Genomic DNA, 26,616 nt, shown 5'->3' with positions numbered 1-26,616 from the left:
GTCTCAGCGCGCGGCCTCTGCCGCAGCACGAATGGCGCGGATGTTGTCGCCGTAGGGGATCGGGTTCACGACAGAGCCGCCTTTGAACACGGCAGAGCCCGCGACCAGTGCATCGGCGCCCGCAGCCGCCACCAGAGGCGCCGTGCTCGGGTCGACGCCACCGTCGATTTCGATGTGGATCGGACGATCGCCGATCATCTCCCGCAGCTGTTTGATTTTCTCGATCTGGGAGTGAATGAATTTCTGGCCGCCAAAACCGGGGTTCACGGTCATCACACAGATCAGATCGACCATATCCAACAGGTACTCGACACTTTCCGCCGGCGTGCCGGGGTTGAGTGCCACGCCCGCTTTCGCGCCATTCGCGCGGATCGCCTGCATGGTGCGGTGAATATGCGGACCCGCTTCGACATGTGCAGTGATGATGTCGGCGCCGGCCTCGGCGAAGGCCTCGATATAGGGATCGACAGGCGCGATCATCAGGTGCACGTCCATCACCGTCTTGATATGCGGGCGGATTGCCTTGCACATCGCCGGGCCAAAGGTCAGGTTCGGCACGAAATGCCCGTCCATGACATCGACGTGAATCCAATCGGCGCCCTGGGCCTCGACGGCTTCGATCTCCTGGCCGAAATTCGCGAAATCGGCGGCAAGGATGGACGGGGCGATCTTGATCGAGCGCTCAAAGCTTTGGCTGGACATGGTGGCGATTCCTCAAACTGGCAGTCTTCGCGCTGCATCTACCCCGTTTGCCCGCCCCTGTCACCTTTCCTCTGTTTCGGCACGGATAGGCCGAGTTCCGAGCCTCTGACCGGCGACTTCTCGCCAGCCTTGCTCGCGAATGCAGCAAATCCTCTCACGGCGCTGATTTCCTGTTCAAAAATAAAGGAAAGGTCACGAATCATCCGCGAACATGTGCTAACTTTACGTCATGGATATAACCCAATTGCTGCAGTCAGACATTTTGAGCAAAGGAGAACAGTTCCACTTCTCCCGCTCCGTCCTATCGCGTGCGCGCCCTAAGGCGCTGCACGATCAGGATTATTATGAGCTGTTCTGGCTGCACAACGGGCGCGCGCGGCTGGTCACTGAGACCTCTCAGGTGAAGCTGACCGAGGGCGATCTGGTGTTTCTCGCGCCGGGTTACCCCCATGCGCTTCAGGGTGTCGGCGACGAGAGCCATATCGTCAACATCATCCTCAAGCGCAAACGGATCAAGGAATTGACCGACCGCTTCCCTGAGGTGGCACAGTATTTCCCCGCTCCCGGCTCGCTTCCCGTGCAAATCCACCGCGACATGCGCCATTTGTCTCGGCTGTCCACTGCCGCCAAAGCCCTTGAGGCCGCCCCGCGCAGCGCGCTCTATCTTGAGGCATTTCTCTTGCCTCTGGTCGCCGAACTGGCACTTGAGGCGCGCGATGACACGGCTGCCATGCCCTCTTGGCTGAGCGAGGCTTTGATCCGCGCAGAAGACCCGTCGGTGTTCCGCGAAGGCGCCTCGGGCCTCGTCGCGCAATGCGGCAAAGCCCATGCCCATGTCGCCCGCACGATGCAAATGCATCTGCGACAAACACCGTCGGATTACATCAACGCGCTGCGCATGGAGTTCGCCGCGCGCCAGCTCAAGGGCACGCCGGATTCTCTGTCGGAAATCGCCGATGAGATCGGCATTCACAACATGAGCCATTTTCACCGCCTGTTCCGTGCGCGCTTCGGCATGACGCCGCGTCAGTACCGCGTGAAACATCAAAAGGGTGTGGTGCAGCCGGTTTGACCAAACGGTCAATGATTGCCAAATCCCTCGGACCATGCGAGCTTGCACATAAGTTGAAACGGAGCTTGCAGATGAGCACACCCGATAGGACCGCTGAGGCCACAAGCCTCGCGACAAGTACTGCACAATTGCCGCAGGTGCATGAACCGCGCAATCCCGGCATGGAGCTGGATCTGGACATCGTGGAACGCCAGCGCGTGAACACCTCCGCTGTCGAGCGACGCTGTGCCACCCTGCCCGGACGTCGGTCTGTGAAGAAAGATCATCAGGCGGCATGGTTGTTGAAAGCAATCACCATGATCGACCTCACCACTTTGGCGGGCGATGACACGGCGGGGCGCGTGCGACGTCTTTGCGCCAAAGCCGCCCATCCGGTGCGCGCCGACATCCTGGACGCTTTGGGCATGCCCGCAATCACCACCGGCGCGGTCTGTGTCTATCACGATATGGTCGAAACGGCGGTCGAGGCGCTGGACGGCACGGGCATCCCGGTCGCCGCCGTCTCGACAGGGTTTCCGGCGGGTCTCTCGCCCTATCATCTGCGCGTGAAAGAGATCGAGGAAAGCGTCAAGGCAGGCGCAAAAGAGATCGACATCGTGATCTCCCGCCGCCACGTCCTGACCGGCAATTGGCAGGCGCTTTACGATGAGATGCGCGCGTTCCGCGCCACCTGTGGCGAGGCGCATGTGAAGGCCATTCTGGCGACCGGCGAATTGGGGTCGCTGCGCAATGTCGCGAAGGCGTCGCAGGTTTGCATGATGGCAGGCGCGGATTTCATCAAGACCTCGACCGGCAAGGAAAGCGTCAACGCCACCCTGCCCGTCTCTTTGGTCATGATCCGCGCGATCCGCGACTATCACGCCCGCACCGGCTATCGCATCGGCTACAAACCCGCGGGCGGGATTTCCAAGGCGAAGGATGCGTTGGTCTACCTGTCGCTGATCAAGGAAGAACTGGGCGATCACTGGCTCTCGCCGCATCTGTTCCGCTTTGGCGCCTCGTCTTTGTTGGGCGACATTGAGCGGCAGTTGGAACACCATGTGACCGGGCAGTATTCTGCCGCGTGGCGGCATGCGATTGGGTGAGCGAGGAACTAGGCAATGAGTGTTTCACGAGATGATCTTCGTTTATGGGTCTTTGAAGCTTTGAAAGCTTTGGGTGGAAAAGCATACTTGATTGATGTCGCAGACCACATATGGACGCATCACGAAGCTGACTTGCGAACAAACCGAACTAGGCTTCTCAAGTGGCAATACGAGATGCGTTGGGGGGCGACCCAACTTCGTAAACAAGGTTACATGAAAGAAAACACCACATCAGAGCCGTGGGAACTTACAGCGAAAGGCATGGGGGCAGCTTCGCTATGACAGTCAAAGAGATTTTCGACACAATGGACTATGGCACAGCGCCCGAAAGCGCGGCGGAAGCTCTGGCGTGGCTGGTGGATGGCGGCGATCGGTTCGGGCTGTTCATCAATGGGACGATGACGGAGCCGGGCGCGGTTTTTGAGGCCAAGAACCCCGCGACGGGCGAGGTTTTGGCGCATCTGACTCGGGCGACAGAGGCCGATGTCGATGCCGCCGTGACTGCCGCCCGCAAGGCGCAGAGCAAATGGGCGAAGGACAGCAAAGCGCGGGCCAAGGTGCTTTATGCGCTGGCGCGACTGGTGCAGAAACACGCGCGGCTCTTTGCCGTGTTGGAGACCTTGGATAACGGCAAACCGATCCGCGAGAGCCGTGACATCGACGTGGCTCTGGTCGCGCGGCATTTCTATTACCACGCGGGTATGGCGCAGCTCATGGACGAAGAGCTTCCGGGGCGCGAGGCGCTTGGCGTTTGCGGCCAGATCATCCCGTGGAACTTCCCGCTTTTGATGCTGGCGTGGAAGGTGGCGCCCGCGATTGCAATGGGCAATACGGTGGTGTTGAAGCCGGCGGAATATACCTCGCTCACCGCTTTGCTGTTTGCGCAGATTTGTCAGGAAGCAGGCGTACCGAAAGGCGTCGTCAATATTGTGACCGGCGACGGCGCGGTGGGCGAAATGATCGTCACGCATCCCGGCGTGGACAAAATTGCGTTCACCGGATCGACCGCAGTGGGACGGCGCATTCGCGAGGCGACCGCTGGCTCGGGTAAATCTCTGACACTCGAACTCGGCGGCAAATCGCCCTACATCGTCTTTGAGGATGCCGACATCGACAGCGCCATCGAAGGCCTGGTCGATGCGATTTTCTTCAACCAAGGGCAGGTCTGCTGCGCGGGGTCGCGTTTGCTCGTTCAAGAAGGCATTGCCGAGGATTTCCACGCGCGGCTTGTGGCCCGCATGGCCAATCTGCGCATCGGCAATCCTTTGGACAAGAGCATTGATGTCGGTGCCATCGTGGACCCAGTGCAGTTGGAGAGGATCAAAAGCCTCGTGGCCAAGGGCGGATCCGAGGGCACCGTGCATCAACCTGTGAAAGCGCCGGAGGGCTGTTTCTACCCGCCGACCTTGGTGTCGGGGCTGGAGCCCTCGTCGCTCTTGATGCAGGAAGAAATCTTTGGGCCGGTGCTTGTGTCTACCACCTTCCGCACGCCCGCCGAGGCGGTGCAGGTGGCGAACAACACGCGCTATGGCTTGGCGGCGTCACTCTGGACCGAGAACGTCAATCTGGCATTGGATATTGCGCCGAAACTCGTGGCCGGTGTCGTCTGGGTCAACGGGTCGAACATGTTTGACGCGAGCGCCGGATTTGGCGGTGTGCGCGAAAGCGGTTTTGGGCGCGAGGGCGGTTGGGAAGGTCTGATGGCCTATACCAAACCCAAAGGCAAAGCGACGCCCGTGAAGCCCGCAAAAGCGCATGTGAAGCCGGATGACGTCGAGGTTCTGGGGCTGGATCGCACCGCAAAGCTCTACATCGGCGGCAAACAGGCGCGGCCCGATGGCGGCTATTCTCAGGCGATCTACGCCCCGAAAGGCAAGCTCTTGGGCCATAGCTCGATTGCCAGCCGCAAGGACATTCGCAACGCCGTCGAGGCCGCGCAAGGTGCCAAGGGCTGGGCGAAAGCAACCGCCCACAACCGGGCGCAGGTGATGTATTTCATCGGCGAAAACCTCTCGGCCCGCGCCGATGAATTCGCCACCCGCATCCGCGATCTGACCGGAACGACTGAGGCGAAGGCCCAGGCCGAAGTGGCGGAGGCGATCGACACGCTCTTCACCTATGCCGCGTGGTGCGACAAGCTCGACGGGGCGGCGAAACCTGTGCCGATGCGCGGTGTGGCTTTGGCGATGAACGAACCCGTCGGCGTGATCGGCGCGTTTTGTGATGACCGGCCCCTTGCCGGGCTGATCGAGGTGATCGCACCCGCGATTGCCATGGGCAACCGGGTCATTGCCGTGGCGTCTGAGGCCTATCCTTTGGCTGCGACCGATTTCTATCAGGTGCTCGACACGTCCGACGTGCCCGCAGGTGTCGTCAACATCCTGACCGGGCCGCATAAGGAGCTGGCGAAAACCATGGCCGGGCATATGGATGTGGAAGCTGTGTGGAGTTTCTCCTCCGCCGAGATTTCCGCTGTGATCGAAAAAGAGAGCGCCGGGAATTTGAAACGTTCCTGGGTCAACAACGGGCTGAGCCGAGCCTATCCCGCGCGGGACTGGTTGGCGCAGGCGACCGAGGTCAAAACGATCTGGGTGCCCTACGGGGAATAAAACAGGACATGAAAAAGGGGCTCTCCGAGGCCCCTTTTTTTATCGTTTGAACCAGCCTTTGACCTTATCGACCGCGCTGTCCTTTTTCTCATCGGCCAGCTCAAGCACGTCTTCGACATCATCGACCAGCGGTTCGATGGCACGTTGGCGGAATTGTTGCCACATACGGTAAAGGGTCACCACAAAGAGGAACAGGACCGTCAGGATGATGATATTGGCCCAGGGGATGATGGTCACATCCGGGCCCGCGACCGGTTTGATCCCCATCGCATTGGGGAAGATCGACAAAAGCTCAGAGCGCCAACCATAGTGGGTGACGGCAACCCATTCGGGGGCCGCCTTGGTCGAGATTGCATCATTGGCCTCGGTATAAAGGTTCGCCGTGTCGAATTTGAAGTAGGGCGGCCAGCCCCAGCCGGTGTCTTCGTTGCGATAGACGATGCTCTTGCCGTTCGGACGCACGGCCTGAATGAACTGCACATCACGGGTTTGATCGCCGGTCGTCGAGCCATTGTCAGGCGCCTGCCAGAACATCGTGGTCCAGCCGGACAGATCCTGACGTTCCTCATAGGTGTTCACGATCCGCACGATGTCATGCTGCGGCAGGGTGTAATGCGCAAACCCTCCGACAATCAGAACGATCAGGGCGATCAGGGTCCATTTCACATAGCGCATCGGCGGGGCCTCACAGAAAATTCGTCACATAAAAGATCGCGGCAAAGACGATCAGCGGCAGGATATAGACCAAGAGCAACAGTTTCGGACGGAAAGAGCGCTCATAGGCTTTGATCCCCTCCTCCACATAAGCGTCCCTCTCGCCAATGGAACCCTCTTTTTCCCAATCTTCTTCAAGACGTTCGCGGGTGAGCGAGCGGACGTAGATCGACAAAAGCCCATAGAACAGGGTCATGACGACAAAGCCGATGATCAGAAACCGCAAAAAGCCCAGCATGGGGTGTCCCCTGTCGCGCCGGGGTCGTCCGGCCGTTGTATTCAGCTTAAAGCGTTTTTCGTTTAATCTAAATCAGATTGAGCGAAAAACCTTGCAACGCTGAATAGATATTGCTGCGTTTCTCAAAAATTGAGTGCCTCATGTTTTTTGACAAACGCTTTAGCTGCACTGCCGCGCAAGCGCGAGGGATTTGATCGGGTTATGTCTCTTGATCGGGCAGATCGTGGCGCATGGCCTCGTCGGATTTGATCTGTTCGACGCGACGCGCGAGGCTAAGCCAAGCGAGGCCCAAAAGCGGCAACCAGATCAGGCTGGCCAGAGCGGCACGACGGGCGAGAAAGCCGAACATCTCTCCGGGGGCTGAACGTATTGTCTGAATGACCGGCACGCCATCGACCTCGTAGAGAAAGGCGAACAAAGCCCCGCCCAACACGAAGAGCCCCAAAGCGCTCAGTAGAACTGAGACCAGCAGACGTTTTTGCGAGCGGGTGCCACGCGGGGTCAGCGCCAGAGGCAAGGCCAGAGCCGCCACACCGATCAGCCCCACCGGAAGGGCAATGCCGCTTATCACACCCATGTCGATCATGCCTTTGCCTCCAAATATGAGCTGGCCTAACACCATAAAATCATACGTCTTAAATGCGCCTCATCAGCGATGAGGTCCGATCTCTATTCTTCCCCTTGTGACAGACGTCGGGCCGGTTTTCTATGATCTTATCATCATCGGAGGGGACCTCATGACACTTAAAACTGTTCTACTCGGCACCGGCTTTGGCCTTTTCGTGGCGACAGGCGCCATGGCGGATGACGTCACCGACACGCTGCAAAGCGCGCTCAAAGCCTATGAAGACGGCGACGTCACCTATGCGCTCGAAGAGTTGGATTACGCCAAACAATTGTTGCAAGAAATGCAGACCGGCGCCTTGGCCGATTTCCTGCCCGCCGCTCCCGAAGGCTGGACCGCAGAAGAAGACACCGACACCGTGGCCGGTTTTGCCATGATGGGCGGCGGCACGGCGGCGGCGCAAAGCTACACCAATGAGACGGGCGACAGTTTCACCATTTCCATCGTGGTGGACAGTCCGATGATCGCCATGATGGGCGGCATGATTTCCAACGCAGGCGCCATGGGCATGAAAACCGTGCGCGTGGGGCGCGAGAAATTCCTCGAAAATGAGGGCGATCTCACCGCCTTGGTTGAGGGTCGCGTTTTGGTTCAGGCCTCGGGCGAACCGCGCGATGTGGTTCTGCCGCTTTTGGAGAGCATCGACTACCGCGCCTTGGGCCGCTTCGGCTACTAAAGCGTTTTTCGTTTAATCTGAATCAGATTGAGCGAAAAACGTTGCGACACTGAATTGATCTTGCTGCGTTTTTCAAAAATTGAGTGCCTCAAGTTTTTTGAAAAACGCTTTAATCGACCTTAGTTCAGACATAAAAAGAGGGGCCGTCTCGCCCCTCTTTTTCTATTTCCGACGATCTCAGAGTTGAGTGCGGATGACATCCCCCAGACGCGCAATGCCCTCTTCGATCTTCGCCGCCGCCGACATCGAGAAGTTGAGCCGCAGCGTGTTGCGGTTCGAGCCATCGGCATAGAACGCCCCACCCGGCACAAAAGCGACATTGGCTTTGAGCGCCTCTTTCAAAAGCTCCGCCCCATCCATGCCCCGCGGCAGGGTCACCCAGACGAACATCCCGCCATCCGGTTTGGTCCACTCGACGCCTTCGGGCATATGACGTTTGAGCGCGCTCAGCATCGCGTCCAGCCGCACGCCGTAAACCTCGCGCAGCGTCGCCACGTGATCCTCGAACACGCCATGCGCCACTTCGCTCACCGCGATCTGGTTGATCGTCGCGGTCTGAAGATCGGCGGCTTGTTTGGTGAGCACCATCTGGCTGATCACCGGCTTCGCCGCCACGGCCCAGCCGACGCGCAGCCCCGGCGCCAAGGTTTTCGAGAAAGAGCCGAGGTAGATCGTGCGACAGGCGTCGATATCGCCCTTTTCTTCGATTTCAAGTGCCAGGATCGGCTTGATCTCTTCGCCGCGGTAGCGCAGCTCCTGATAGGCCGCGTCCTCGATCACCGCGCAGCCCAGCGCCTCGGCGCGCGCCAATACGGTGCGGCGCTGCTCCTCGGTCAGGGTCACGCCGGTGGGGTTGGCGAAATCGGTCGACAGGTAGGCGAATTTGACTTCGCCGCCTGCGGCTTTCGCGTCGGCCAGCACGTCTTCGGTGGGCCGGTTGGTCTGCGGATCGATCCGGTCGTAGCGCGGCTCATAGGCGTTGAACGCCCCCAGCGCGCCCATGTAGGTCGGCCAGGTCACAAGCGCGGTATCATTCGCATTGAGGAAAATCTTGCCCAGATAATCCAGGGCCTGCTGCGAGCCTGCCGTGATCAGGATGTTGTCGCGGGTACAGGTCACACCGTGGCGCGCCATATAGCCGACGATCCAGTCGCGAAGCGGCGTATAGCCCTCGGACGTGGAATATTGCAATGCGACCGCCGCCGCCTGTTCGCTCAAAGCCTTGGTCATCGCCTCGGCAAAGGCTTCGCGCGGGAAATAGGCCGGGTCGGGAATGCCGCCCGCAAAGGAAATAATGTCCGGCTGATCGAGAAGTTTAAGAAGCTCGCGGATTTCGGACGCCCGCATCCTTTCGGTCCGATGGGCGAACAGTTCGGTCAGACGCGCGCTTGTTTTCTCTAAAGTCGTCTCGGCGGAATTCTCTGGCAGACTCATGACATTCTCCATTCAGCGCCCCGATGTCACACATTTGATTGGGGAAATCCACAAAAAGGATTTGCAACATTTTAAATGTGATTGACCCGGTTATGCCTTGGACCTTTGAGACAGAAAAAAATGCCGCAGGAGTTTCCTCCCGCGGCATTTTTCCATCCACCCTGAGCACATTGTTCAGAGCGAACTGGACCACCCGTTATTGGATGTTGTTCACGTTGGTTTCGGCCAGATCAGCACCGTTGGCGCCCACGAGCACGAACTCGATGTTGGAGCGCGGCGCGGTGGACAGGCTGACTTTCACGTCGGTGTTGGCGCCGGCTTTGACGTCGGTGGAGCCAAGAAGAGCCACGCGCTCACCGCCGTGCACGGAGTAAACTTCGAGCGTTGCGGGTGCGTCGGCGCGGACGAGCTCGACGTTTGCGGTGGTTTTCGAGGAGGCCTGGTTGCCCGGGATGATGTAGTTCGGGCCAGCGAAAGCGGCGGAACCGGCAACGGCAACGATGGCAGCGGCAGCGAGGGTTTTGAAAGAGTTGGTCATGGTTTTGGTCCTTTATAAGTGTTTCGTGTGTGACACGTCAGTTGTGGAAGACGCTGTGTGTTCGTTTTTGCGTCTTTCTATGAGAATGAATGTAGGCTTCCGTCACAGGTGTGTAAATAGGAACATATATACAAGACTTGACCGATATAATGTTTATATTTGAACATCACAAATGTCGTGATCTCGGGAACTTTTTCACATTTCATGCACAAACAGTGGCGTGATGCCTCTCCATCCTCATAATTCTCCACACTGTTCCTTTTTGAACATAAGTTCGGAGTGTCAGGGAATTTCGACCGTAAATGCTGAGAGCTCGGCCTGCTGGGCACGGCTAAGCGGGGCATGGTCTCGCCAGAAACACCCGCAAAAATATGCCGTTACAAAACGGATACAAAACCGTCACCCCGGCGACATTTCCCTTCGTCACACCGCCCGCACAGATACTGACGAGGGACGTCTCATGAAAAAGAACCTGCTGCTTGCGGCTTCTGCTCTGGCGCTTTGTGCGACCGGGGCATCTGCCGATATGACCTTCAACCGCATCGCCTCTTTCGCCACGCCGGACAATATGGCCGAGGGCGAGGACCACGCGCGCGAAACCTCCGCCGAGATCATCGCCGCCTCGGAAGACGGCATGACGCTGATCTATACCGACAGCCCGCTGGGCGTCGTCGGCCTCATCGACATCACCGACCCGAAAGCCCCCAAGGCGCTTGGCAATATCGAGATGCCGGGCGAGCCGACCTCCGTGGCTGTGCGCGGCATGACCGCCTATGTCGGCGTGAACACCTCTGAGGATTACGTCAACACCTCCGGCCAGCTCGTTGTGGTGGATATGGCCAAGAAAGAGATCATCGGGTCGTGCGATCTGGGCGGTCAGCCCGACTCGATCGCCGTGTCGAAAGACGGCTCTTTTGTATCCGTGGCGATCGAGAACGAGCGAGACGAGGACCTGGGCGACGGCCGCACCGGCCAGATGCCGGCGGGCTTTCTGGATATGGTTTCCGTCACTGAGAGCGGTTGCTCTGACGTGAAAACCGTCGAAGTGACCGGCCTGACCGAGATTTCGCCGGAAGACCCGGAGCCGGAGTTCGTCGACATCAATTCCATGGGCGAAACCGTCATGACGCTTCAGGAAAACAACCACCTGATGGTGATCTCCAAAGACGGCGAAGTCCTGAACCATTTCTCCGCAGGCACCGTGGATCTGACCGAGATCGACACCGTGGACGAGCGCGCCTCGCTTGATTTCACCGGCGAACAACTGGGCCGCAAACGCGAACCCGATGCGGTGAAATGGATCGACGACGACCATTTTGCCATCGCCAACGAAGGCGACATGGACGGCGGCTCGCGCGGCTGGACCATTTTCAACAAGGACGGCTCTGTCGTCTTTGAGAGCGGTGCCTCTTTTGAACATGCGCTGATTCAGATCGGTCACTACCCGGACAAACGCTCCGACGCCAAAGGTGTCGAGCCGGAGAGCATCGAAACCGCCGTGTTCGACGGCACGCCCTATGTCTTCGTCGGCTCCGAGCGCGGCTCTGCCGTGGGCGTCTACAACGTGTCTGACCTCTCTGCCCCTGTGCTGGAGCAAATCCTGCCGTCGGGCATCGGGCCGGAAGGCTATGTCGCGATCCCGGAGCGCAACCTGTTGATCTCCGCCAACGAAACCGACCTTATCGAAGACGGTGGCGTGCGCGCCCATGTCATGATCTTCGAACGCGCCGAGGGCGAGGCGATGTATCCGACGCTGACCTCCGAGGGCGCGGATGAGTTGATCGGTTGGGGCGCAATCTCCGGCATGGTCGCGGGTGAGGACGGCATGATCTACGCCGTCAACGACAGCTTCTATGGCTTCCAGCCCTCCATCTTCAAAATCGATCCGTCGAGCAAACCGGCCCGTATCGTGGATGTGATCCGTGTGCATCGTGCCAATGGCGACGCGGCGCAGAAACTCGATATGGAAGGCATCACGCTCGACGGCAAAGGTGGGTTCTATGTTGCCTCCGAAGGCCGCACCGAGCGCCTGATCCCGCATGCGATCTACCACGTCAACGCCGATGGCCTGATCGAAACCAACAAAGGCGAGATCGGCATCCCCGCAGAGTTGAGCGCCGTTGAAAAACGCTTTGGCTTCGAAGGCATCACCAAGGTCGGTGACACGCTTTGGATGGCTGTGCAGCGCGAATGGGGCGATGACGCGAAGAACACCGTGAAACTCGTCGCCTATAACCTTGAGACCAAGGAATGGGGTGCCGTCTCCTATCCCAAAGCCGCGCCGGACACGGGCTGGGTCGGCCTGTCGGAGATCGTCGCCCATGGCGATTACTTCTACGTCATCGAGCGCGACAACCAGATCGGTGCCAACGCCGTGACCAAGAAAATCTACCGCATCCCGGCCTCTGAGATGGTGCCTGCGCCTTTGGGCGGTGAGCTTCCGTTGGTCACCAAGGAAGAGGTCCGCGACCTGATCCCGGATCTGAAATCCTTCGGCGGCTATGTGGTCGATAAGGTCGAGGGCCTCGCGATCACCCCTGAGGGCGAGATGTTCGTTTCCACCGACAACGACGGTGTGGATGACAGCTCGGGCGAGACCTTCTTTTGGTCCATCGGGTCTGTCGAGTAAGCTGACGCTTTATAAACGAGAGACGCCCGCCAAATCGGCGGGCGTTTTTATGTGAGTATTTTTGCCAAGAAAAAGATCAGACCTCGGTGGTCGGATCGCTCTCGATCACCTTGGTTTCGACCGTGTTCGGCCCGGCGATCTCGATCCGGCGCGGTTTCAGAGCTTCGGGCACTTCGCGTTTCAGGTCGATATGCAGCATGCCGTTTTCATGGGACGCGCCGGTGACGCGCACATGTTCAGCGAGCGTAAAGCGGCGCTCGAACGCACGGGTGGCGATGCCGCGATGAAGATAGGTCTTGGCCTTATCTTCGTCGCTGTCGGCTTTGCGCGCGGTGATCACCAGCGCGTTTTCACGCTGTTCGATGGCGATGTCTTCGGTCGAAAACCCGGCCACGGCCAGCGAAATGCGCCAGGCGTCGTCGGAGGTTTTCTCGATGTTATAGGGCGGGTAGCTGGGTTGGCTGACCTCTTGGGTCAGAACGCGGTCCATCAGATCGGCGATTTGGTCGAAGCCGACGGTGGCACGGTAGAGCGGTGCAAGATCAAAGTTACGCATGGGTATCCTCCAGTGAGCGATTCCAAAATGTGATGCCTTCCGACGCGCGGACAGGCGAAATGCCGGACCCAAAAGAGGCGTCCGACATCAGGAATCTGGGGATCGGGATTTGCGGTTTCAAGAGGGGGCAAAGCCCCGCGCGGTCAGTGACCTGTGACGCCCACAACGAATTCTGTCTGGGACAATGCGGGCAAGGGCTCAGTGCTGGCCTTTTGGAAATGGCTTTTCCCGGTGGAGGCCATTTGCAAGAGATCAGACAGGGCGCCATCGAGAGAGGTGCCAACAGACACACGCCCGCCCCGGAATTGCGCCTTGGCGGAGACCACGGACACGATGCGCGGCGTGGGGCCGGACATATCGAAAATCGGTGCGCCGGAGGAGCCGAAATCCACTTCGCATGAGGTCACAAGCACACCGCCCTGACGCGCCATCACATGGCAGACTTCTTGCAAGGACGGCGTTTCCGCGCGGTCATGGGCATAAGAGACAACCCCCACAGCCTGGCCCTTTTCCGGACGCGCCGAGATTGCGAACGGCCGCACAGAGGTGATGCGCACCGGGCGGTCCAACTCGATCAACGCAACGTCATGCACCAGACGGTCATGAAGGTCGCCGGAATTGAGCGCAAACTCCGGATGCACGTAGATCGCCTTGGCAGCGCGGTAAGCCTGCGCTTGGCCATTGCGCCAACCGGCCTTGAACGTGATGTCTTTGGGCTTGTGCGGTTTGTGATCGTAGATGTCGAACATGCAATGCGCGGCGGTGAGGACCAGCGTTTCGGTGATCAGCGCCCCGGTGCAGAAACTGCGCCCGGCGAAATCGAGACGCCCGACGGCTTCCCAACCGCGGCTGTCATCGCCGGTTTGAAAGGCCTTGAGCTTGCTGTCCGCCTGCGCCTGTCCTGCCATGAGGAGGATAAAGAAGATGGTCAGCAATTTTTTCATGGCGGTCCTCAAGTCCTGTTCCCCCCTAGAGCTATAGAGGGTTCAAGGCGGGATTATGACCGATTCGAGAACAATTTGGGCGGTTTTGGGCCACCTGTTGCCCAATCGAGCAATTCGACTGTGTGCACCACAGGCACCTCCATGCCCGATCCGATCTGCATGATGCAGCCGATATTGCCCGCGGCCACCACATCTGGGGTCTTCGCCGATAAGGTTTTGATTTTCCTGTCCTTCAGGTTTTTTGACAGCTCGGGCTGCAACAGGTTGTAGGTGCCCGCCGAGCCACAACAGAGATGGCTGTCCTGTGGCTCGACCACCTCGAAACCGACGCGTTTCAGGAGGGTTTTCGGATGGGTCTTGATCTGTTGCCCGTGTTGCAGCGAACAGGCGGCGTGATAAGCGACTTTGAGGTCCTGTTGGCCTTCCGGCAGGTCGAGCAGCATCAAGACTTCGGAGACATCCTTGGCCAGCGCGGCGACCTGTGCGGCCTCATCGGCCAGCTCAGAGCTGCGGAACATATGGCCGTAATCTTTCACCGTCGTGCCACAGCCCGAGGTGTTGATCAAGATGGCATCCAGCCCGTCCCCCTCGATCTCTCGCATCCAGGCGCGGATGTTTTTGGCGGCCGCTCCATGCGACTCTGCCTCCTTGCCCATGTGATGGGTGAGCGCCCCGCAACAGCCCGCGCCCTTTGCTACCACGACCTCACATCCCAACCGCGTCAAAAGCCGGATGGTTGCATCGTTGATGTCCGTGTCCAACGCCTTTTGCGCGCAGCCGGTCATCAAAGCGACGCGCATCTTGCGTGCGCCTTTGGCCGGAAACACCTGCGCATCGTCATTGCGCGACGGGGCCGGAATGCGAGCGGGCGCCATCTCGAGCATCGCTTTCAGCCGTGGGTCGGGCATCAGATGACGCAGAGGTTTCGCGATCTTCGCCCCCAGCAAAGCCACCCGAAACCGCCCCGGATAGGGCAGGATTTTCGCCAGCGTCCAGCGCAGGAACCGATCCATCACGGGACGTTTGTAGGTCTTCTCGACATGCACCCGCGCATGGTCGATCAGATGCATGTAATGCACCCCTGACGGACAGGTCGTCATACAAGCCAGACAGGACAGGCAGCGATCCAGATGTTTGACGATCTTGGCATCCGCAGGCCGATCATTTTCCAACATATCCTTGATCAGATAAATCCGCCCGCGTGGGCTATCCAATTCGTCGCCCAGCACTGCATAGGTCGGACAGGTCGCGGTACAGAACCCGCAATGCACACAGGCGCGCAGGATTTCATTGGCGCGTTTGATCCCGGGATCGGTGAGCTGCTCCGGCGTAAAATTCGTCTGCATCAGCGCATGCCTCTGTTGAATTTGCCTTCAGGATCAAATCTTTGCCTCAAGCCTGCGCTGATCCGTTCGAGTGCGGGGGATTGTGGAGGGAATACGCCCAGACGTCGCTTGGTCTCTTCGGAAGCTCGCATAAGAGTGGCATGCCCAGAAGGCATCTTCTCCCGCACATCCGTGCCCGTCTTGGTCAAAAGCCAAAGCCGGTTGCCGCCCCAATCGAACATCACGTCCTCGGGCTGAACGGCCTCAAGCACCCTGACTGCCTCAGAAGGTTTGATGGACACAGACCAGACATCCCCCGACCGACCATGAAACGCCGTCACATCCCGAATGCCGCGCCAGATCGGGTCACAGGCTTCTAAGCCCCAATGCTCCACAACATCATGCTGCAAGAGCGCCCTCAATCGCTCGACACGATAGCGCAGCGAGGTCTCGAACCCTTCAAGCCGCAGCAAAACCTCACCGTTTTGCCACGCAGCCCCGGTCAAATCATAGGGTTGGCCCAACATCTGGGACAGGATCGCAATCGCCTCCCCCGCATCACATCCCGGAACCGCCAGCGTCACCGTGGTCTCAGGCAAAGGTTGCACCTTGAGGCTCACCTCCGTCATCACGCCCAGCGTCCCATGGCTCCCGGCCATAAGCTTCACAAGGTCGAGCCCGGTGACGTTCTTCATCACCCGACCGCCGTTTTTCACCACCGCTCCGCGACCATCGACAAAGCGCACCCCAAGACAAAAATCGCGACAGGCGCCCACCGCCACACGCCGCGGCCCGGAGGCATTCGTGGCCACGACGCCGCCGAGGGTGCTCTCTCCCGCACGCCCTAAAAGCCCACGGAAATCAGGAACCTCAAACGCCAACCTTTGGTTTTCAGCGGCCAAAAGCACGTCAATCTCACTCAAAGGCGTCCCCGCCTGCGCCACAAGCGTCAGCGTCCCCGGCTCATAAAGCGTCACACCGCTCAGCCCCCGCGTGGACAGGGGCTCTCCCTCGGTCACGCCAATCCGCCGCGTCCCGCCGCCTTCGATGACAATCGACGCGGAACCGCTGATGATCTCAACCAAATCGGTTTCGTTTTTCGCAGTTTCCTTTGCTGTCAAAATACTCATGCCGCTCCCCTCCGGTGCGCGCTGACATCCAGCGGAAACACCTTCGCCGGGTTCAAAATCCATTTCGGATCGAACACATCCTTCACCGCCATCTGCGCCTCAAGATCGGCGGGCGCAAACTGATGCGTCATCAACTCGCGTTTCTCGACGCCCACGCCATGCTCCCCGGTGAGACAGCCCCCTGCATCGACGCAAAGCTTCAAAATCTCCGCGCCCAACCGTTCGGCGCTCTCCAACTGTCCCGGTTCGTTGGCGTTATAAAGAATGAGCGGATGCATATTGCCATCGCCCGCGTGGAACACATTTCCGACCATATGACCGTGTTCCGCGCCGAGTTCCGCGATACGTTTGAGCACAGCGGGCAGTTCCCCCACTGGGATCGTGCCATCGAGGCAAATATAGTCGCCCCGTTGCCCCATCGCGCCAAAGGCGGATTTTCGGCCCAACCAAATCCGCGTGCTTTCTTCCGCACTTTGGCTTTCCCGGATCGCCACCGGATTGTGCCGCTTGGCGATCTCGACGATCCGTGCCAGTTGGTCGTCGATCTCCTGGTCCGAACCTTCGACCTCGACAATCAAAAGCGCCTCGCAATCCGGGTAGCCCGCACCCGCGAACTCTTCGGTTGCGCGAATGATCGGCCGGTCCATGAATTCGATCGCAACGGGGATCAGCCCCGAGCGGATGATGTCCGCAACACAGGCCCCCGCGACTTCGTTGCTGTCGAAGCCAAAGAGCACAGGCCGCGCGCCTTCGGGTTTCGGCAGGATGCGCAGGGTGGCTTCGGTCACCACACCCAGCTGCCCCTCGGAGCCGCAGATCAGACCTAAAATATCGAGACCGCCCGCGTCCATTTCGGCGCCGCCGATCTCGATGACTTCGCCGTCGGCCATCACCATGGTGACACCCAACAGGTTGTTCGTCGTCACCCCGTATTTGAGACAATGCGCGCCGCCGGAATTCATCGCGATATTGCCCGCAATGGCGCAGGCCAATTGGCTCGACGGGTCGGGGGCGTAGAAAAACCCCTCGTCTTCCACCGCCGCCGTGACGGCGAGGTTGGTCATGCCGGTCTGCACGCGGATGTAGCGGTCAGAGGTGTTGATCTCCACCACATCGCGCAGGCGCGCGACGCCCAAGATCACGGCATCTTCCGACGGCAAAGCGCCCCCGGCCAGCGACGTCCCGGCACCGCGCGGCACCACCGGCACGCCCATCTCGTGACAAATCGCCATGACTTTCGAGACCTCTTCCGTGGTCTCCGGCAGCACCGCCAAAAGCGGCGGACAGCGATAGGCCGTCAGCGCATCGCATTCATAGGCCTTGAGCTCTTCGGGGGCTTCAATCAGCGCATGCTTGGCCAAAACCGCCCGCAGGCGTGCGGCCAGTTCCGACTTGCGGCTGAGAATCTCCGGCTTTGGCGCGGGCATATCCATGGCGCGTCCTCCCTTTATTGGTCAATTTTTATAACCAATTTTTAGATGTGACAAGCGCGATGGGTTTGCGTAATGCTGCGCCCATGGAACTCTTTGATCAGCTTCGATATTTCTCCCTGCTCGATGGCCTCGCCGTGATCTACCTGATCGCGGCCTGGGGCATTTTGGGCTATGTGATCGAGAATCCACCGAAAAAACGCGTCTCGACCTCCGTGCTGGTCGCCGATTATCGACGCGAGTGGATGGTGCATATGATCACCCGCAAACCCCGGATTTTCGATGCGACCGTGCTTGCGACCCTGCGCGAAGGTACGAGCTTTCTTGCCTCTGCCTGTCTCATCGCCATCGGTGGCGGTTTGGCGGCAATCTCGAATGCCGAGAGGTTGAGCGGCGTGGCGCGCGATCTGGCGATTGATGCGCCGAAAATCATCTGGGAGGTGAAAATCCTTTTGGCGCTGTTTTTTATCACCAACGCATTCTTGAAATTCATCTGGTCGAACCGGCTGTTCGGCTATTGCGGCGTGGTCATGGCCTCGGTCAGCAATGACGAGGCCGACCCTCAGGCCCTGCCGCGCGCGCACAAGGCGGGCGAGTTGAACATCACCGCCGCGCGCGCGTTCAACGCAGGCATTCGAGGCATCTATTTCGCGCTCGGCGCGTTGTCGTGGCTGTTGGGTCCGGTCGGGCTTTTGGTCGGTGGCAGTTTGGTCATTTTCATCATGCTGCGCCGCGAATTCGCCTCGACCTCGCGGCGGATTTTGATGCGCGAAGAAGTTTAAGCCGCTTTGACGGAGAAGGCTTCAATGCCCTGCGCGATGTCTTCGGCGACCTGCGCGACGCGATCCTCCGCGTGCATCCGCTGCGCATAGGCGCGCAAGCCGATCAGCTGTGTCTGAATCTGCCCTGCGAGCCGCACCGGATCGGTGCTTGCGGGCAGTTCGCCTTCCGCCTGCGCCTGACGCAGAACCTCGGTTAGGGCCGTTTCCATTTGGTCGATCAAATCTTCGGCGAGACCCCGCAGGTTCGGGTCGTCATCGGGCATTTCAAGAATGGTTTTGACCAACATACAGGCCCGCGACGGCACTTCAGTCCGCCTCTGTCCGCCCAACAAGCGGATGTAATCGGCGATCCCTTTGAGCTTTGAACCGCCCTCCGCCATGACCTCTGCAAGCCCCGCCTGCGTGCGCCCCGAATAGAGCCTGAGCGCCTCGGCATAGAGCCCCTCTTTCGATCCGAAAGCGGCGTAGATCGAGCCGGGCCGCATGTCGAGCGCGTTCTCCAGATCTTTCAGCGAGGTGGCATGAAACCCCTTGGCCCAGAACAGGTCCATCGCGGATTTCAGCACCTTGTCGCGGTCATATGTCGCCTGTCTCGCCATCTTTCGCCTCAAATTTGAGTGATCGCTCAAAATATATATTGAGTGATCGCTCAAGTAAACTAATGTCAGGCCATCTATAATTGAGCAATCGCTCAAGAATCAAAAGGACCGACCATGATCGACTTTACCGCCCACACGATTGACTCCGCCCCCGAAGAAAGCCGCGCCACGATGGAGGAGGTGAAATCCGCCTTCGGTCGCGTCTCCGGCCTCATCGCCGTCATGGCAGAAGCACCGGCGCTCGCGAAATCCTATTGGCAGCTCCACCATACATTTATGACCGAGACGACGTTTGACAAGGATGAGCTGACCGTGATCTGGCAGACCATCAATGTCGAACACGAATGCCATTACTGCGTGCCCGGCCATACCGGTATCGCGAAGATGATGAAGGTGGATGACGCCATCACCAATGCCCTGCGCGATGAAACCCCGCTGCCGACGGCGCATCTTGAGGCGCTCAGAACCTTCACGCTTCAGATCGTGCGCCAGCGCGGCAAGGTCACGCAAGATCAGATGCAAGCCTTTCTCGACGCAGGCTATACCAAGCGGCAAATCCTCGAAGTGCTGGTTGGGACGGCGCAAAAGGTGATGTCGAATTACACCAACGCCATCGCCCAGACCCCGGTCGATCCGGCGATGCAGGCCTTTGCATGGGAAAAAGCGAAACCTGCTCTGGTGTGATCTTTGGGGGCAAGCCCCAAAAGGGCGGCCTCACCGCCGCCCTTCTCTCAGCCACGCCGCCACCGACAGCCCTGCCAAAATCACCAGCCAGACCCAGCCGGGCAACAGAGGCGACAGTCGGGTCGATTGCGTCACATAAGCCTCACGCGGGGTGATGCCGAACCATCCGCGACCTGCGGCGACGCGGCCCTCTTCGACCAGACGCAGACGCGGCACGCCACCCGAGAGCGCAAAGGTGCCGCCACCCGAGGCGCGGATCACGGAGGCGAGCTTGTCGCCCGAGGCAATCGTCTCTTCGAACTCCCGTGGCGCGGAAGGGCCAAGCACCATGACGGCGGTCTGATCGCCTTCGGACAGGCGATAAAGCCCCATCTCGCCACCGGTGACTTCGGTCACATAGCGGCCCGGCGCGGTCTCTTCCATCGGCACGACGGACACAGTGCCATCGGGTGCCTCGACGGTCACCGACCGCGAACCTTCGGTGAGGCTGCGGCGGGTGATTGTCAGCGTGTTGCCCTCGGCCGTGGCGGTCAGCGCCTCTTCCTCAAGCTCCGGTTCTTTCATCATCCAATGGGCCAGACGCCGCAGCAGTTCAAGCTGCGGCCCGCCGCCCTCGACGCCCCGCGTCCAAAGCCACGCATGATCGGAACCAAGCACCGCCACGCGGCCCTCGCCCACCCGGTCGAGCACCAACAAAGGCCGCCCATCGAGACCGGACATCACCGTTTCGCCCTGTTCATTGGGCTCAAGCTCGACCTGACGGAACCACCGCCCCCAAGCCGGCTCGTCTTCCGCAAAGCGCAGCCCGCCCAAACCCTCGGTCACCGGGTGGCGCGCGCCCAGATCGGTGAGGCGCGGCAGGTAAGGATCCTCGATCACCCGGCCGGTGGGGGAGACCGGAATGACCCGCGCCAAAGGCGAGCGATAGATACTGTCGGCGGAGGCAAAATCCGGCCCTGCGGCGAACAGCACTGCGCCGCCGTTTTCCACATAGCGTGCGATGTTGTCGAGGTAAGAGGCGGGCAGGATGCCACGCAATTTGTAGCGGTCGAAAATGATCAGGTCGAAATCCTCGACCTTCTCCATGAACAGCTCCCGCGTCGGGAAAGCGATCAGCGACAGTTCGGTCACCGGCACACCGTCCTGTTTCGAGGGCGGGCGCAAAATGGTGAAGTGCACGAGATCGACGGAAGGGTCGGATTTCAACAGGTTGCGCCAAGTGCGTTCGCCATTGTGTGGCTCGCCGGAAACCAGCAAAACGCGCAAACGGTCGCGCACGCCGTTGATCTGCACCATGGCGGAATTGTTGCGCGTGGTCAGCTCTCCGTCCGCTTCGGGCAGGGTGAATTGGATCACATTCATGCCGCCATGGGGCAGCATCAACGGCACTTCGATGGAGCGGCCAACGGGGATGGTAAACCTCTGCGGCGTCTCGCCATCGATGGAGACCAAAAGCGGGCTGGTCGCGTCTTCATTCGGCACCGCGCCTTGATCCTCGACACGGAGTTTCAGCACGACCTCCTCGTCCAGGATCGCAAAACTCGGCGCGCTCTCAATGACCAGTCGACGGTCCCAATCCTGCGGCTCGCCTGTGAGCATGAGATGCACCGGTGCGGGAAAATCGGGGGCAAGGTCGACATCGTGCAACTGGCCGTCAGAGAGCAGAACAGCCCCGGCCAACCGCCCGCGTGGCTCGTCGGCCATGGCTTCCGCGAGCGCGCTCATCAACAGCGTGCCGCGATTGTCCGGGGCATCGCGCAGCGTAATCTCGCGCAGCTCTGTGTTGGGCATGGCGGTGATACGGGCCTCCAGAGTGGCGCGTGCCGCCTCAATTTGATCGGGCCGGGTCGAGAGGTCTTGCGAGGCGCTTTCATCGACGACGAGGAACACGATGTCGGTCAGCGGATCGCGCATTTCCTGTTTGAGCGACGGCCCCGACAAGGCCGCCAAAACGCCCAAAGCAGCCAGCGCCCGCAAGGCCCAGCCTGACAATCCACGCCAAGCGGCGAAGATGATGAGAACAAAGGCGATGCCCGCAAAAACGGCCAGCACAGGCAGGGGGATGAGCGGGGAAAAGGTGAGATCGCGGATCATTGGCCCAACCTGTCGAGCAGCGCAGGCACATGGACCTGATCGGATTTGTAATTGCCGGTCAGCACGTAGATCACCAGATTGACGCCGAACCGATAAGACAGCTCGCGTTGGCGCTCACCTGACAGACCACGCCCAACCGGCAAGAGCGGAAAGCCGGTCTCATCCAAGGCCCAGGCCGAGGCCCAATCGCCACCGCCGATGATCACCGGCGTCACATTGTCGTTGAGGTTGCGAAACGGCATGCCCTCGGCCTGTTCACTGTCGGGGGCGGCCTCGACCCAAAGCGTGCCATCGGCGTGACGTCCCGGGAATTCGCGCAAGAGGTAGAAGGCGCGATTGAGCACGTGATCCTCGGGAATTTGTTCGAGGGCGGGGATGTCGAGGGAAGCGGCCAAAGCTTGCAGTTTCGTGCCGTTTGGCGTCGCCGCGCCGAAGCCCGCGACATCGGCATCGCGCGTGTCAAAAAGGATCACGCCGCCGGTGCGCAGATAGGCGTTGAGTTTGGTATAAGCGGTCGCCGAGGGCGTCGGCTGGCTCGCCGTCACCGGCCAGTAGAGCATCGGGAAAAAGCCCAGAGGATCGGTTTCCAGATTGATTCCGATGGGCGGCGCAGGCTCGACGGAGGTGCGCATGGTCAAGACGTCGGAGAGACCGGCAAGACCGGCCTCGGAGATGCGATCCAGAGCGGCATCGCCGGTTTCGACATAGGCCAGCGCCAGTTCAGACGAGGCGCGAAGGGCGAAATCATCGTCCAACTCTTGGGCTTTGGCAACCGGGGCGATCAGCATCGCGCAGAGCAGAACCGGCAGCGCCCGCGCGCCGAAAAGGCGGCCTGAGAGCCAAAGCGAGGCCAAAAGGTCGGCACCCAAAAGCGCCAGAGCCAGCGTCAAAAGAAACGGCGCAAGGGGGCGTTCGCGCCCGGCTTCGACACCCAAAAGCGTGACATCAGACGGCCAGCGCATCTGCGCAAGCGTATCGCCTTCGGCCATCACATTGAGCGCCCGCAGGCTGTCGCGGCCCTGATAAAGCCCCGGCGGCGTGGCTTTGGTCGCATGTGCCGTCACAAACTCTTCGCCCGCGACAGGCGGCATGGCGGCGGCCTCATTGAGACGACCGAAGCCATCCATCACCCGCACCGGCTGAAGGCTTTGCCCCGCCAGATCATCCACCTCCAAAACCGCCGCCCGCGAGGTCACAGCGAGACGGTCGAGCATCTCAACGAACAGTCCAGACAAGGGCAGCGTGGACCACTCGGCATTCGCGGTGACGTGGAACAGCACGACCTGCCCCTGGCCCATGGGCTTGCGGGTGACCAAAGGCGTGCCGTCTTCCAACGTGGCGATCACGCGGTTGGCCAGCTCCGGGTCGGGCTGGGCCATGACCTGGGCGTTGATCTCAACGTCTTCGGGCACCGGCAGACCGTAAAAGGGCGAGGTCTCGGCAAAGGGGCGCAGGCGTTTCGGCTCGCCCCAACTCATCGCACCGCCCAGCGTCCGCCCTCCGGCGCGCAGCCGCACGGGCATCAGCGGATCGTCCTCGTCGCGCGCCACATCGGAGCCTGCCAGATTGGGGCCGGCAAAGCGCAACAACATGCCGCCGTCGTTCAACCAGTCCAACAAATCGGCCACTTCGCCACCCGAAAGCTGCGCGACATCGGCCAAGACAATCACATCGGGATTGGCCATGATCAGATCGGGCAAAGCGCCCTCGATCACATCGGCTTTGTCCGCCAGAGCCGCACGCAGGTAGTGGAGTTGTGACAAAAGCTGAAGCCCTTCGCCGCCTTCACGCACCACGACCAGCCCGACCTCGCGGCGTTTGAGGCTGTCGTCGGTGAGGCGTTTGGCGCCTGCGGAGGTTTGGCCTTCGATCTCAAATCGCGTGACCCGCGCGCGGAGTTCCGGCGGCAGGTCGAATGGCACTGTGACGCGGGTTTCTCCGCTCGGCAAAGTGACCTCACGCCGGTCCAGCACACGCGGCACGCCGGCGGGATCGGGGCCATGCGCCAGGATCACCACATCGCGCTCCCCACCCGCATCGGCGCGCAGCACGGGGACGGAAATCCCCGTGTCCGTGAGCTCCAGCGGCCCGAGTGCCATCACATCACGAGCAGTTTCGAAAACGGACACAGGGCCGAAGCTTTCGAGATCGGCCAGCACATCTTCGCGTCCGGCCCGCGCCAAACCGTCCGACAGCCAGAGCGTCTCGACAGCCGTCGGCATCACGGAAATCACGCCGCTCAGGGCCTCCATGTCAGGCGCAAAAGGTGCGGGCGTGATCCCGGCCAGACGCGGACGCCAATCGGCGGGTGCAAGGAATGTACAGCCTTCGGTCGGCAGGTCGGTGGCAGGCAGAATACAGACCGTGCGCCCGTCGGCTTCGGCCTCATCGAGTGCCTGTTCCACGCGCCCCATGCGCTGCGACCAATCGGGCGCGGAGGCCCAGCTTGCATCCAGCAGAACCAACAACGGATCGGAGGAGCCGCCACGCTCGACACGCGGGTTCAGAACCGGACCCGCAAAGGCGAGGATCAGCGCCGCCACTGCCACCATGCGCAACAGGAGCAGCCACCAAGGCGTGCGATCCGCCTCGACCTCTTCGTCCTTGAGACCCAGCAAAAGCGCCACGCCCGGAAAACGGCGTCTGATCGGCGCGGGCGGCACGGCGCGCAGCAAGAGCCAAAGGATCGGCAGGGCCAAAAGCCCAAGCAAAACCCAAGGCGCGGTGAATCCGATGGGGCCTAAAATCCACATCAGCGCGGGCCCTCCAAAGCCTCGTAAAGCCACAAGAGCGCGGTGAGATCGGAGTGATCCGTGTGATGCGTGGCAAAGCGCCAACCGGCATGATGCGCGATCTGGCTGAGGCGATCTTTGCGTTCGGCCAGCCGCTCGAGATAGCGGGTTTTCAGGTCAGAGGCGCGGAGCGTTTCATGCATGATGCCGCCGGACATCGAGGTAAACACCGTCCGCCCGCGATAGGGGAAGGCCTCTTCGGCAGGGTCGAGAATTTGGTAGAGCATGCCGGAAATGCCGCGATCCGAGGCGGCAGCGACGGCCGCTTCGACGGCTTCGATGGGGCCTAAGAAATCGGACAGGAAGACGGCGCGAGCGTTGGGGAGAAACAGCGTCGCGTCGGGTGCGCCGTAATCGGCCTCCGTGCTCTGCGCCAGCCCTTCGGCAATGCGCCGGAGTTGCAACGAGCCGATCCGGGGTGGCGTGCCAAGAGAGGCCAGCGCGACCCGTTCGCCGCCTTTCATCAGGAGGATCGACACGGCCATTGCCAAGAGCGCCGCGCGGTCAGATTTCTGCGGCACGTTTTTGTCGGATGAAAATCCCATCGAAGCCGAGAGATCGACCCAGAGGTGCACCGATTGCGCCGCCTGCCATTCCTTTTCGCGCACATAATGCCCGTCGGAGCGGCCCGAGCGGCGCCAATCAATCGCGCGCCCCGGATCGCCCGCCTGCGCGGGGCGATATTGCCAAAACTCGTCGCCCATCCCGGATTGCCGCCGCCCGTGGCCGCCCATCAAAAGCGTGCGCGCGAGCTGTTCTGCGCGGGCCTGCAAAGGTGGCAAGGGGGCGCTGAGGGTTTCTGCGCGCGCGCGCAGGCCCTTGTGGTTGGGGCCTTTATGGGCGCTGGGCTGGGTCACGCGGCGGACCGCACTTTCAGAGCGGTCTCAGAAACACCCGCAATGATCGCCCCCAAATCATCACCCCGCGCACGCGCCGCAAAAGTCAGAGCCATACGGTGAATGAGCACGGGACGCGCCATCGCCAAGACGTCTTCGGGGCTGGGCGCGAGACGGCCATCCAAGAGAGCACGAGCGCGGGTGGTGAGCATCAGGGCCTGTGCGGCGCGCGGTCCCGGCCCCCAAGCGACGGAGGCGTTCACGGCCTCGGGCGCTTCGGCTTCATTCGGACGACAGGCGCGGACGAGATCGAGAATCATCTCAACGACCTGCTCGCCCACCGGCATTTTGCGCAACAGCGCCTGCGCGCGGATCAGCTCGTCTGCGGTAAACACGGCATGGGCTTCGTCCTCATCGGCGCCGGTGGTCGCAATCAGGATGTCGCGCTCGGTGTCGCGGTCGGGGTATTCGACATCGACCTGCACCAAAAAACGGTCAAGCTGGGCCTCGGGCAGCGGATAGGTGCCCTCTTGTTCCAGCGGGTTTTGTGTGGCGAGGACGTGAAATGGCGCCTCCAAATCATGCGGCTGACCGGCGATGGTGACGGATTTTTCCTGCATCGCCTGCAAGAGCGCCGATTGGGTGCGCGGGCTGGCGCGGTTGATCTCGTCGGCCAGCAAGAGCTGGCAAAACACCGGGCCTTCAATGAAACGGAAGGCACGCGATCCATCGGACGCGGTTTCCAAAACTTCGGAGCCAAGGATGTCGGCGGGCATGAGATCGGGGGTGAACTGCACCCGCGCGCCTTTGAGGCCCATCACGGTCGAAAGCGTATCGACAAGGCGGGTTTTGCCCAAGCCCGGCAGGCCCAAGAGCAAAGCGTGGCCGCCGCAAAGCATGGAGGACAGCACCAAATCCACCACTGTTTCCTGACCGATGAAGCGGCGGGTGATGGAGGCCTTGGCCTCGTTCAATTTCGCGCCCAGGGCTTCGATCTCGGCGACGAGGTCGGTTTCGGTCATCACATACTCCTCACTTGCCAAGCACTTACTTAGCGGGTCGAACCATGCCACTATTAGAAACGTGTCAGGTGCAAAGCACAAATGACAAAAGGTTTAAGAG

General features: G+C 60.5%; 24 protein-coding genes. 8 read left to right on the top strand and 16 right to left on the bottom strand.

The window, feature by feature from the left end; genetic code table 11:
* Positions 1-3 precede the first annotated feature (3 nt).
* Entirely contained in the window at positions 4-702 is a 699-nt protein-coding gene (gene rpe, locus HCZ23_RS09895) for a ribulose-phosphate 3-epimerase (RefSeq protein WP_167601568.1), read from the bottom strand.
* A 262-nt stretch (positions 703-964) separates the two neighbouring features.
* On the opposite strand from rpe, the gene HCZ23_RS09890 reads away from it, so the two are divergent.
* From HCZ23_RS09890 to HCZ23_RS09875, 4 genes are all read left to right on the top strand, one after another.
* On the top strand, positions 965-1,774 hold the full coding sequence (locus tag HCZ23_RS09890; protein WP_167601567.1) for an AraC family transcriptional regulator: 810 nt from the start codon (positions 965-967) through the stop codon (positions 1,772-1,774).
* 71 nt (positions 1,775-1,845) lie between these two features.
* Positions 1,846-2,859 (top strand): deoxyribose-phosphate aldolase, encoded by a 1,014-nt coding sequence (gene deoC / locus HCZ23_RS09885; RefSeq protein ID WP_167601566.1) that lies wholly within the window; start codon positions 1,846-1,848, stop codon positions 2,857-2,859.
* 15 nt (positions 2,860-2,874) lie between these two features.
* Positions 2,875-3,141, top strand: a complete 267-nt coding sequence (locus tag HCZ23_RS09880) for a hypothetical protein (protein WP_167601565.1) — start codon at positions 2,875-2,877, stop codon at positions 3,139-3,141.
* Entirely contained in the window at positions 3,138-5,468 is a 2,331-nt protein-coding gene (locus HCZ23_RS09875) for an aldehyde dehydrogenase family protein (RefSeq protein WP_167601564.1), read from the top strand. Before HCZ23_RS09880 ends, HCZ23_RS09875 begins: the two co-directional genes overlap by 4 nt.
* Before the next feature lie 39 nt (positions 5,469-5,507).
* Here HCZ23_RS09875 and HCZ23_RS09870 read toward each other — a convergent pair whose 3' ends face one another.
* The 3 genes from HCZ23_RS09870 to HCZ23_RS09860 all read right to left on the bottom strand — a co-directional run bounded on the left by HCZ23_RS09870 (position 5,508) and on the right by HCZ23_RS09860 (position 7,006).
* Positions 5,508-6,143: a DUF1523 family protein gene (locus HCZ23_RS09870; protein WP_167601563.1), complete on the bottom strand. Its 636-nt coding sequence runs from the start codon at positions 6,141-6,143 to the stop codon at positions 5,508-5,510.
* Positions 6,144-6,153: 10 nt separating this feature from the next.
* Positions 6,154-6,420 carry a hypothetical protein gene (locus tag HCZ23_RS09865; RefSeq protein ID WP_167601562.1) on the bottom strand — a complete coding sequence of 89 codons (267 nt, stop codon included), beginning with the start codon at positions 6,418-6,420 and terminating at the stop codon, positions 6,154-6,156.
* A gap of 199 nt (positions 6,421-6,619) precedes the next feature.
* A complete protein-coding gene (locus HCZ23_RS09860) occupies positions 6,620-7,006 on the bottom strand; it encodes a hypothetical protein (protein WP_167601561.1) in 387 nt (128 codons plus the stop codon).
* 151 nt (positions 7,007-7,157) lie between these two features.
* On the opposite strand from HCZ23_RS09860, the gene HCZ23_RS09855 reads away from it, so the two are divergent.
* Positions 7,158-7,721 carry a hypothetical protein gene (locus HCZ23_RS09855; protein WP_254870069.1) on the top strand — a complete coding sequence of 188 codons (564 nt, stop codon included), beginning with the start codon at positions 7,158-7,160 and terminating at the stop codon, positions 7,719-7,721.
* 177 nt (positions 7,722-7,898) lie between these two features.
* Here HCZ23_RS09855 and HCZ23_RS09850 read toward each other — a convergent pair whose 3' ends face one another.
* Together HCZ23_RS09850 and HCZ23_RS09845 are read right to left on the bottom strand one after the other, a co-directional pair.
* Complete coding sequence (locus HCZ23_RS09850; RefSeq protein ID WP_167601560.1) at positions 7,899-9,155, bottom strand: PLP-dependent aminotransferase family protein; 1,257 nt, start codon at positions 9,153-9,155, stop codon at positions 7,899-7,901.
* A 196-nt stretch (positions 9,156-9,351) separates the two neighbouring features.
* Positions 9,352-9,693, bottom strand: a complete 342-nt coding sequence (locus tag HCZ23_RS09845) for a hypothetical protein (protein WP_175580892.1) — start codon at positions 9,691-9,693, stop codon at positions 9,352-9,354.
* 460 nt (positions 9,694-10,153) lie between these two features.
* Between HCZ23_RS09845 and HCZ23_RS09840 the strand changes: the two genes are divergently transcribed.
* A complete protein-coding gene (locus tag HCZ23_RS09840; protein WP_167601559.1) occupies positions 10,154-12,322 on the top strand; it encodes an esterase-like activity of phytase family protein in 2,169 nt (722 codons plus the stop codon).
* A 76-nt stretch (positions 12,323-12,398) separates the two neighbouring features.
* Here HCZ23_RS09840 and HCZ23_RS09835 read toward each other — a convergent pair whose 3' ends face one another.
* The 5 genes from HCZ23_RS09835 to HCZ23_RS09815 all read right to left on the bottom strand — a co-directional run bounded on the left by HCZ23_RS09835 (position 12,399) and on the right by HCZ23_RS09815 (position 17,710).
* Entirely contained in the window at positions 12,399-12,878 is a 480-nt protein-coding gene (locus HCZ23_RS09835) for an Hsp20 family protein (RefSeq protein WP_167601558.1), read from the bottom strand.
* Between the two features lie 143 nt (positions 12,879-13,021).
* On the bottom strand, positions 13,022-13,822 hold the full coding sequence (locus tag HCZ23_RS09830) for a serine protease (protein WP_167601557.1): 801 nt from the start codon (positions 13,820-13,822) through the stop codon (positions 13,022-13,024).
* A 53-nt stretch (positions 13,823-13,875) separates the two neighbouring features.
* On the bottom strand, positions 13,876-15,168 hold the full coding sequence (gene glcF, locus HCZ23_RS09825) for a glycolate oxidase subunit GlcF (RefSeq protein WP_167601556.1): 1,293 nt from the start codon (positions 15,166-15,168) through the stop codon (positions 13,876-13,878).
* Positions 15,168-16,277, bottom strand: a complete 1,110-nt coding sequence (locus tag HCZ23_RS09820) for an FAD-binding protein (RefSeq protein WP_167601555.1) — start codon at positions 16,275-16,277, stop codon at positions 15,168-15,170. The genes glcF and HCZ23_RS09820 overlap by 1 nt, the downstream gene beginning before the upstream one ends.
* The gene (locus HCZ23_RS09815) at positions 16,274-17,710 is read right to left on the bottom strand and encodes an FAD-linked oxidase C-terminal domain-containing protein (RefSeq protein WP_167601554.1); all 1,437 of its coding nucleotides are present in this window, start codon (positions 17,708-17,710) and stop codon (positions 16,274-16,276) included. Before HCZ23_RS09815 ends, HCZ23_RS09820 begins: the two co-directional genes overlap by 4 nt.
* A gap of 83 nt (positions 17,711-17,793) precedes the next feature.
* Here HCZ23_RS09815 and HCZ23_RS09810 point away from each other — a divergent pair, with 83 nt between their 5' ends.
* Positions 17,794-18,489 carry a DUF599 domain-containing protein gene (locus HCZ23_RS09810; RefSeq protein WP_167601553.1) on the top strand — a complete coding sequence of 232 codons (696 nt, stop codon included), beginning with the start codon at positions 17,794-17,796 and terminating at the stop codon, positions 18,487-18,489.
* Here the strand turns inward: HCZ23_RS09810 and HCZ23_RS09805 are convergent.
* The gene (locus HCZ23_RS09805) at positions 18,486-19,088 is read right to left on the bottom strand and encodes a TetR/AcrR family transcriptional regulator (protein WP_167601552.1); all 603 of its coding nucleotides are present in this window, start codon (positions 19,086-19,088) and stop codon (positions 18,486-18,488) included. The two genes, HCZ23_RS09810 and HCZ23_RS09805, sit on opposite strands and share 4 nt — an antisense overlap.
* Before the next feature lie 114 nt (positions 19,089-19,202).
* Between HCZ23_RS09805 and HCZ23_RS09800 the strand changes: the two genes are divergently transcribed.
* Complete coding sequence (locus tag HCZ23_RS09800) at positions 19,203-19,772, top strand: carboxymuconolactone decarboxylase family protein (RefSeq protein WP_167601551.1); 570 nt, start codon at positions 19,203-19,205, stop codon at positions 19,770-19,772.
* 30 nt (positions 19,773-19,802) lie between these two features.
* Here HCZ23_RS09800 and HCZ23_RS09795 read toward each other — a convergent pair whose 3' ends face one another.
* Genes HCZ23_RS09795 through HCZ23_RS09780 form a run of 4 tightly spaced genes read right to left on the bottom strand, consistent with a single transcriptional unit; the run spans position 19,803 to position 26,516 of the window.
* Positions 19,803-21,866 carry a hypothetical protein gene (locus HCZ23_RS09795; protein WP_167601550.1) on the bottom strand — a complete coding sequence of 688 codons (2,064 nt, stop codon included), beginning with the start codon at positions 21,864-21,866 and terminating at the stop codon, positions 19,803-19,805.
* Positions 21,863-24,619 carry a DUF4159 domain-containing protein gene (locus HCZ23_RS09790; RefSeq protein WP_167601549.1) on the bottom strand — a complete coding sequence of 919 codons (2,757 nt, stop codon included), beginning with the start codon at positions 24,617-24,619 and terminating at the stop codon, positions 21,863-21,865. The genes HCZ23_RS09795 and HCZ23_RS09790 overlap by 4 nt, the downstream gene beginning before the upstream one ends.
* The gene (locus tag HCZ23_RS09785; protein WP_368487329.1) at positions 24,619-25,515 is read right to left on the bottom strand and encodes a DUF58 domain-containing protein; all 897 of its coding nucleotides are present in this window, start codon (positions 25,513-25,515) and stop codon (positions 24,619-24,621) included. The genes HCZ23_RS09790 and HCZ23_RS09785 overlap by 1 nt, the downstream gene beginning before the upstream one ends.
* Positions 25,512-26,516, bottom strand: a complete 1,005-nt coding sequence (locus HCZ23_RS09780) for a MoxR family ATPase (protein ID WP_167601548.1) — start codon at positions 26,514-26,516, stop codon at positions 25,512-25,514. The genes HCZ23_RS09785 and HCZ23_RS09780 overlap by 4 nt, the downstream gene beginning before the upstream one ends.
* Positions 26,517-26,616: the final 100 nt, after the last annotated feature.

It is taken from the genome of Celeribacter sp. HF31, assembly GCF_011806455.1.
Classification (GTDB): Bacteria; Pseudomonadota; Alphaproteobacteria; order Rhodobacterales; family Rhodobacteraceae; genus Celeribacter.
The sequence above is the reverse complement of the archived record's forward strand: the minus strand, read 5'-3'. Positions and strand labels throughout refer to the sequence as shown.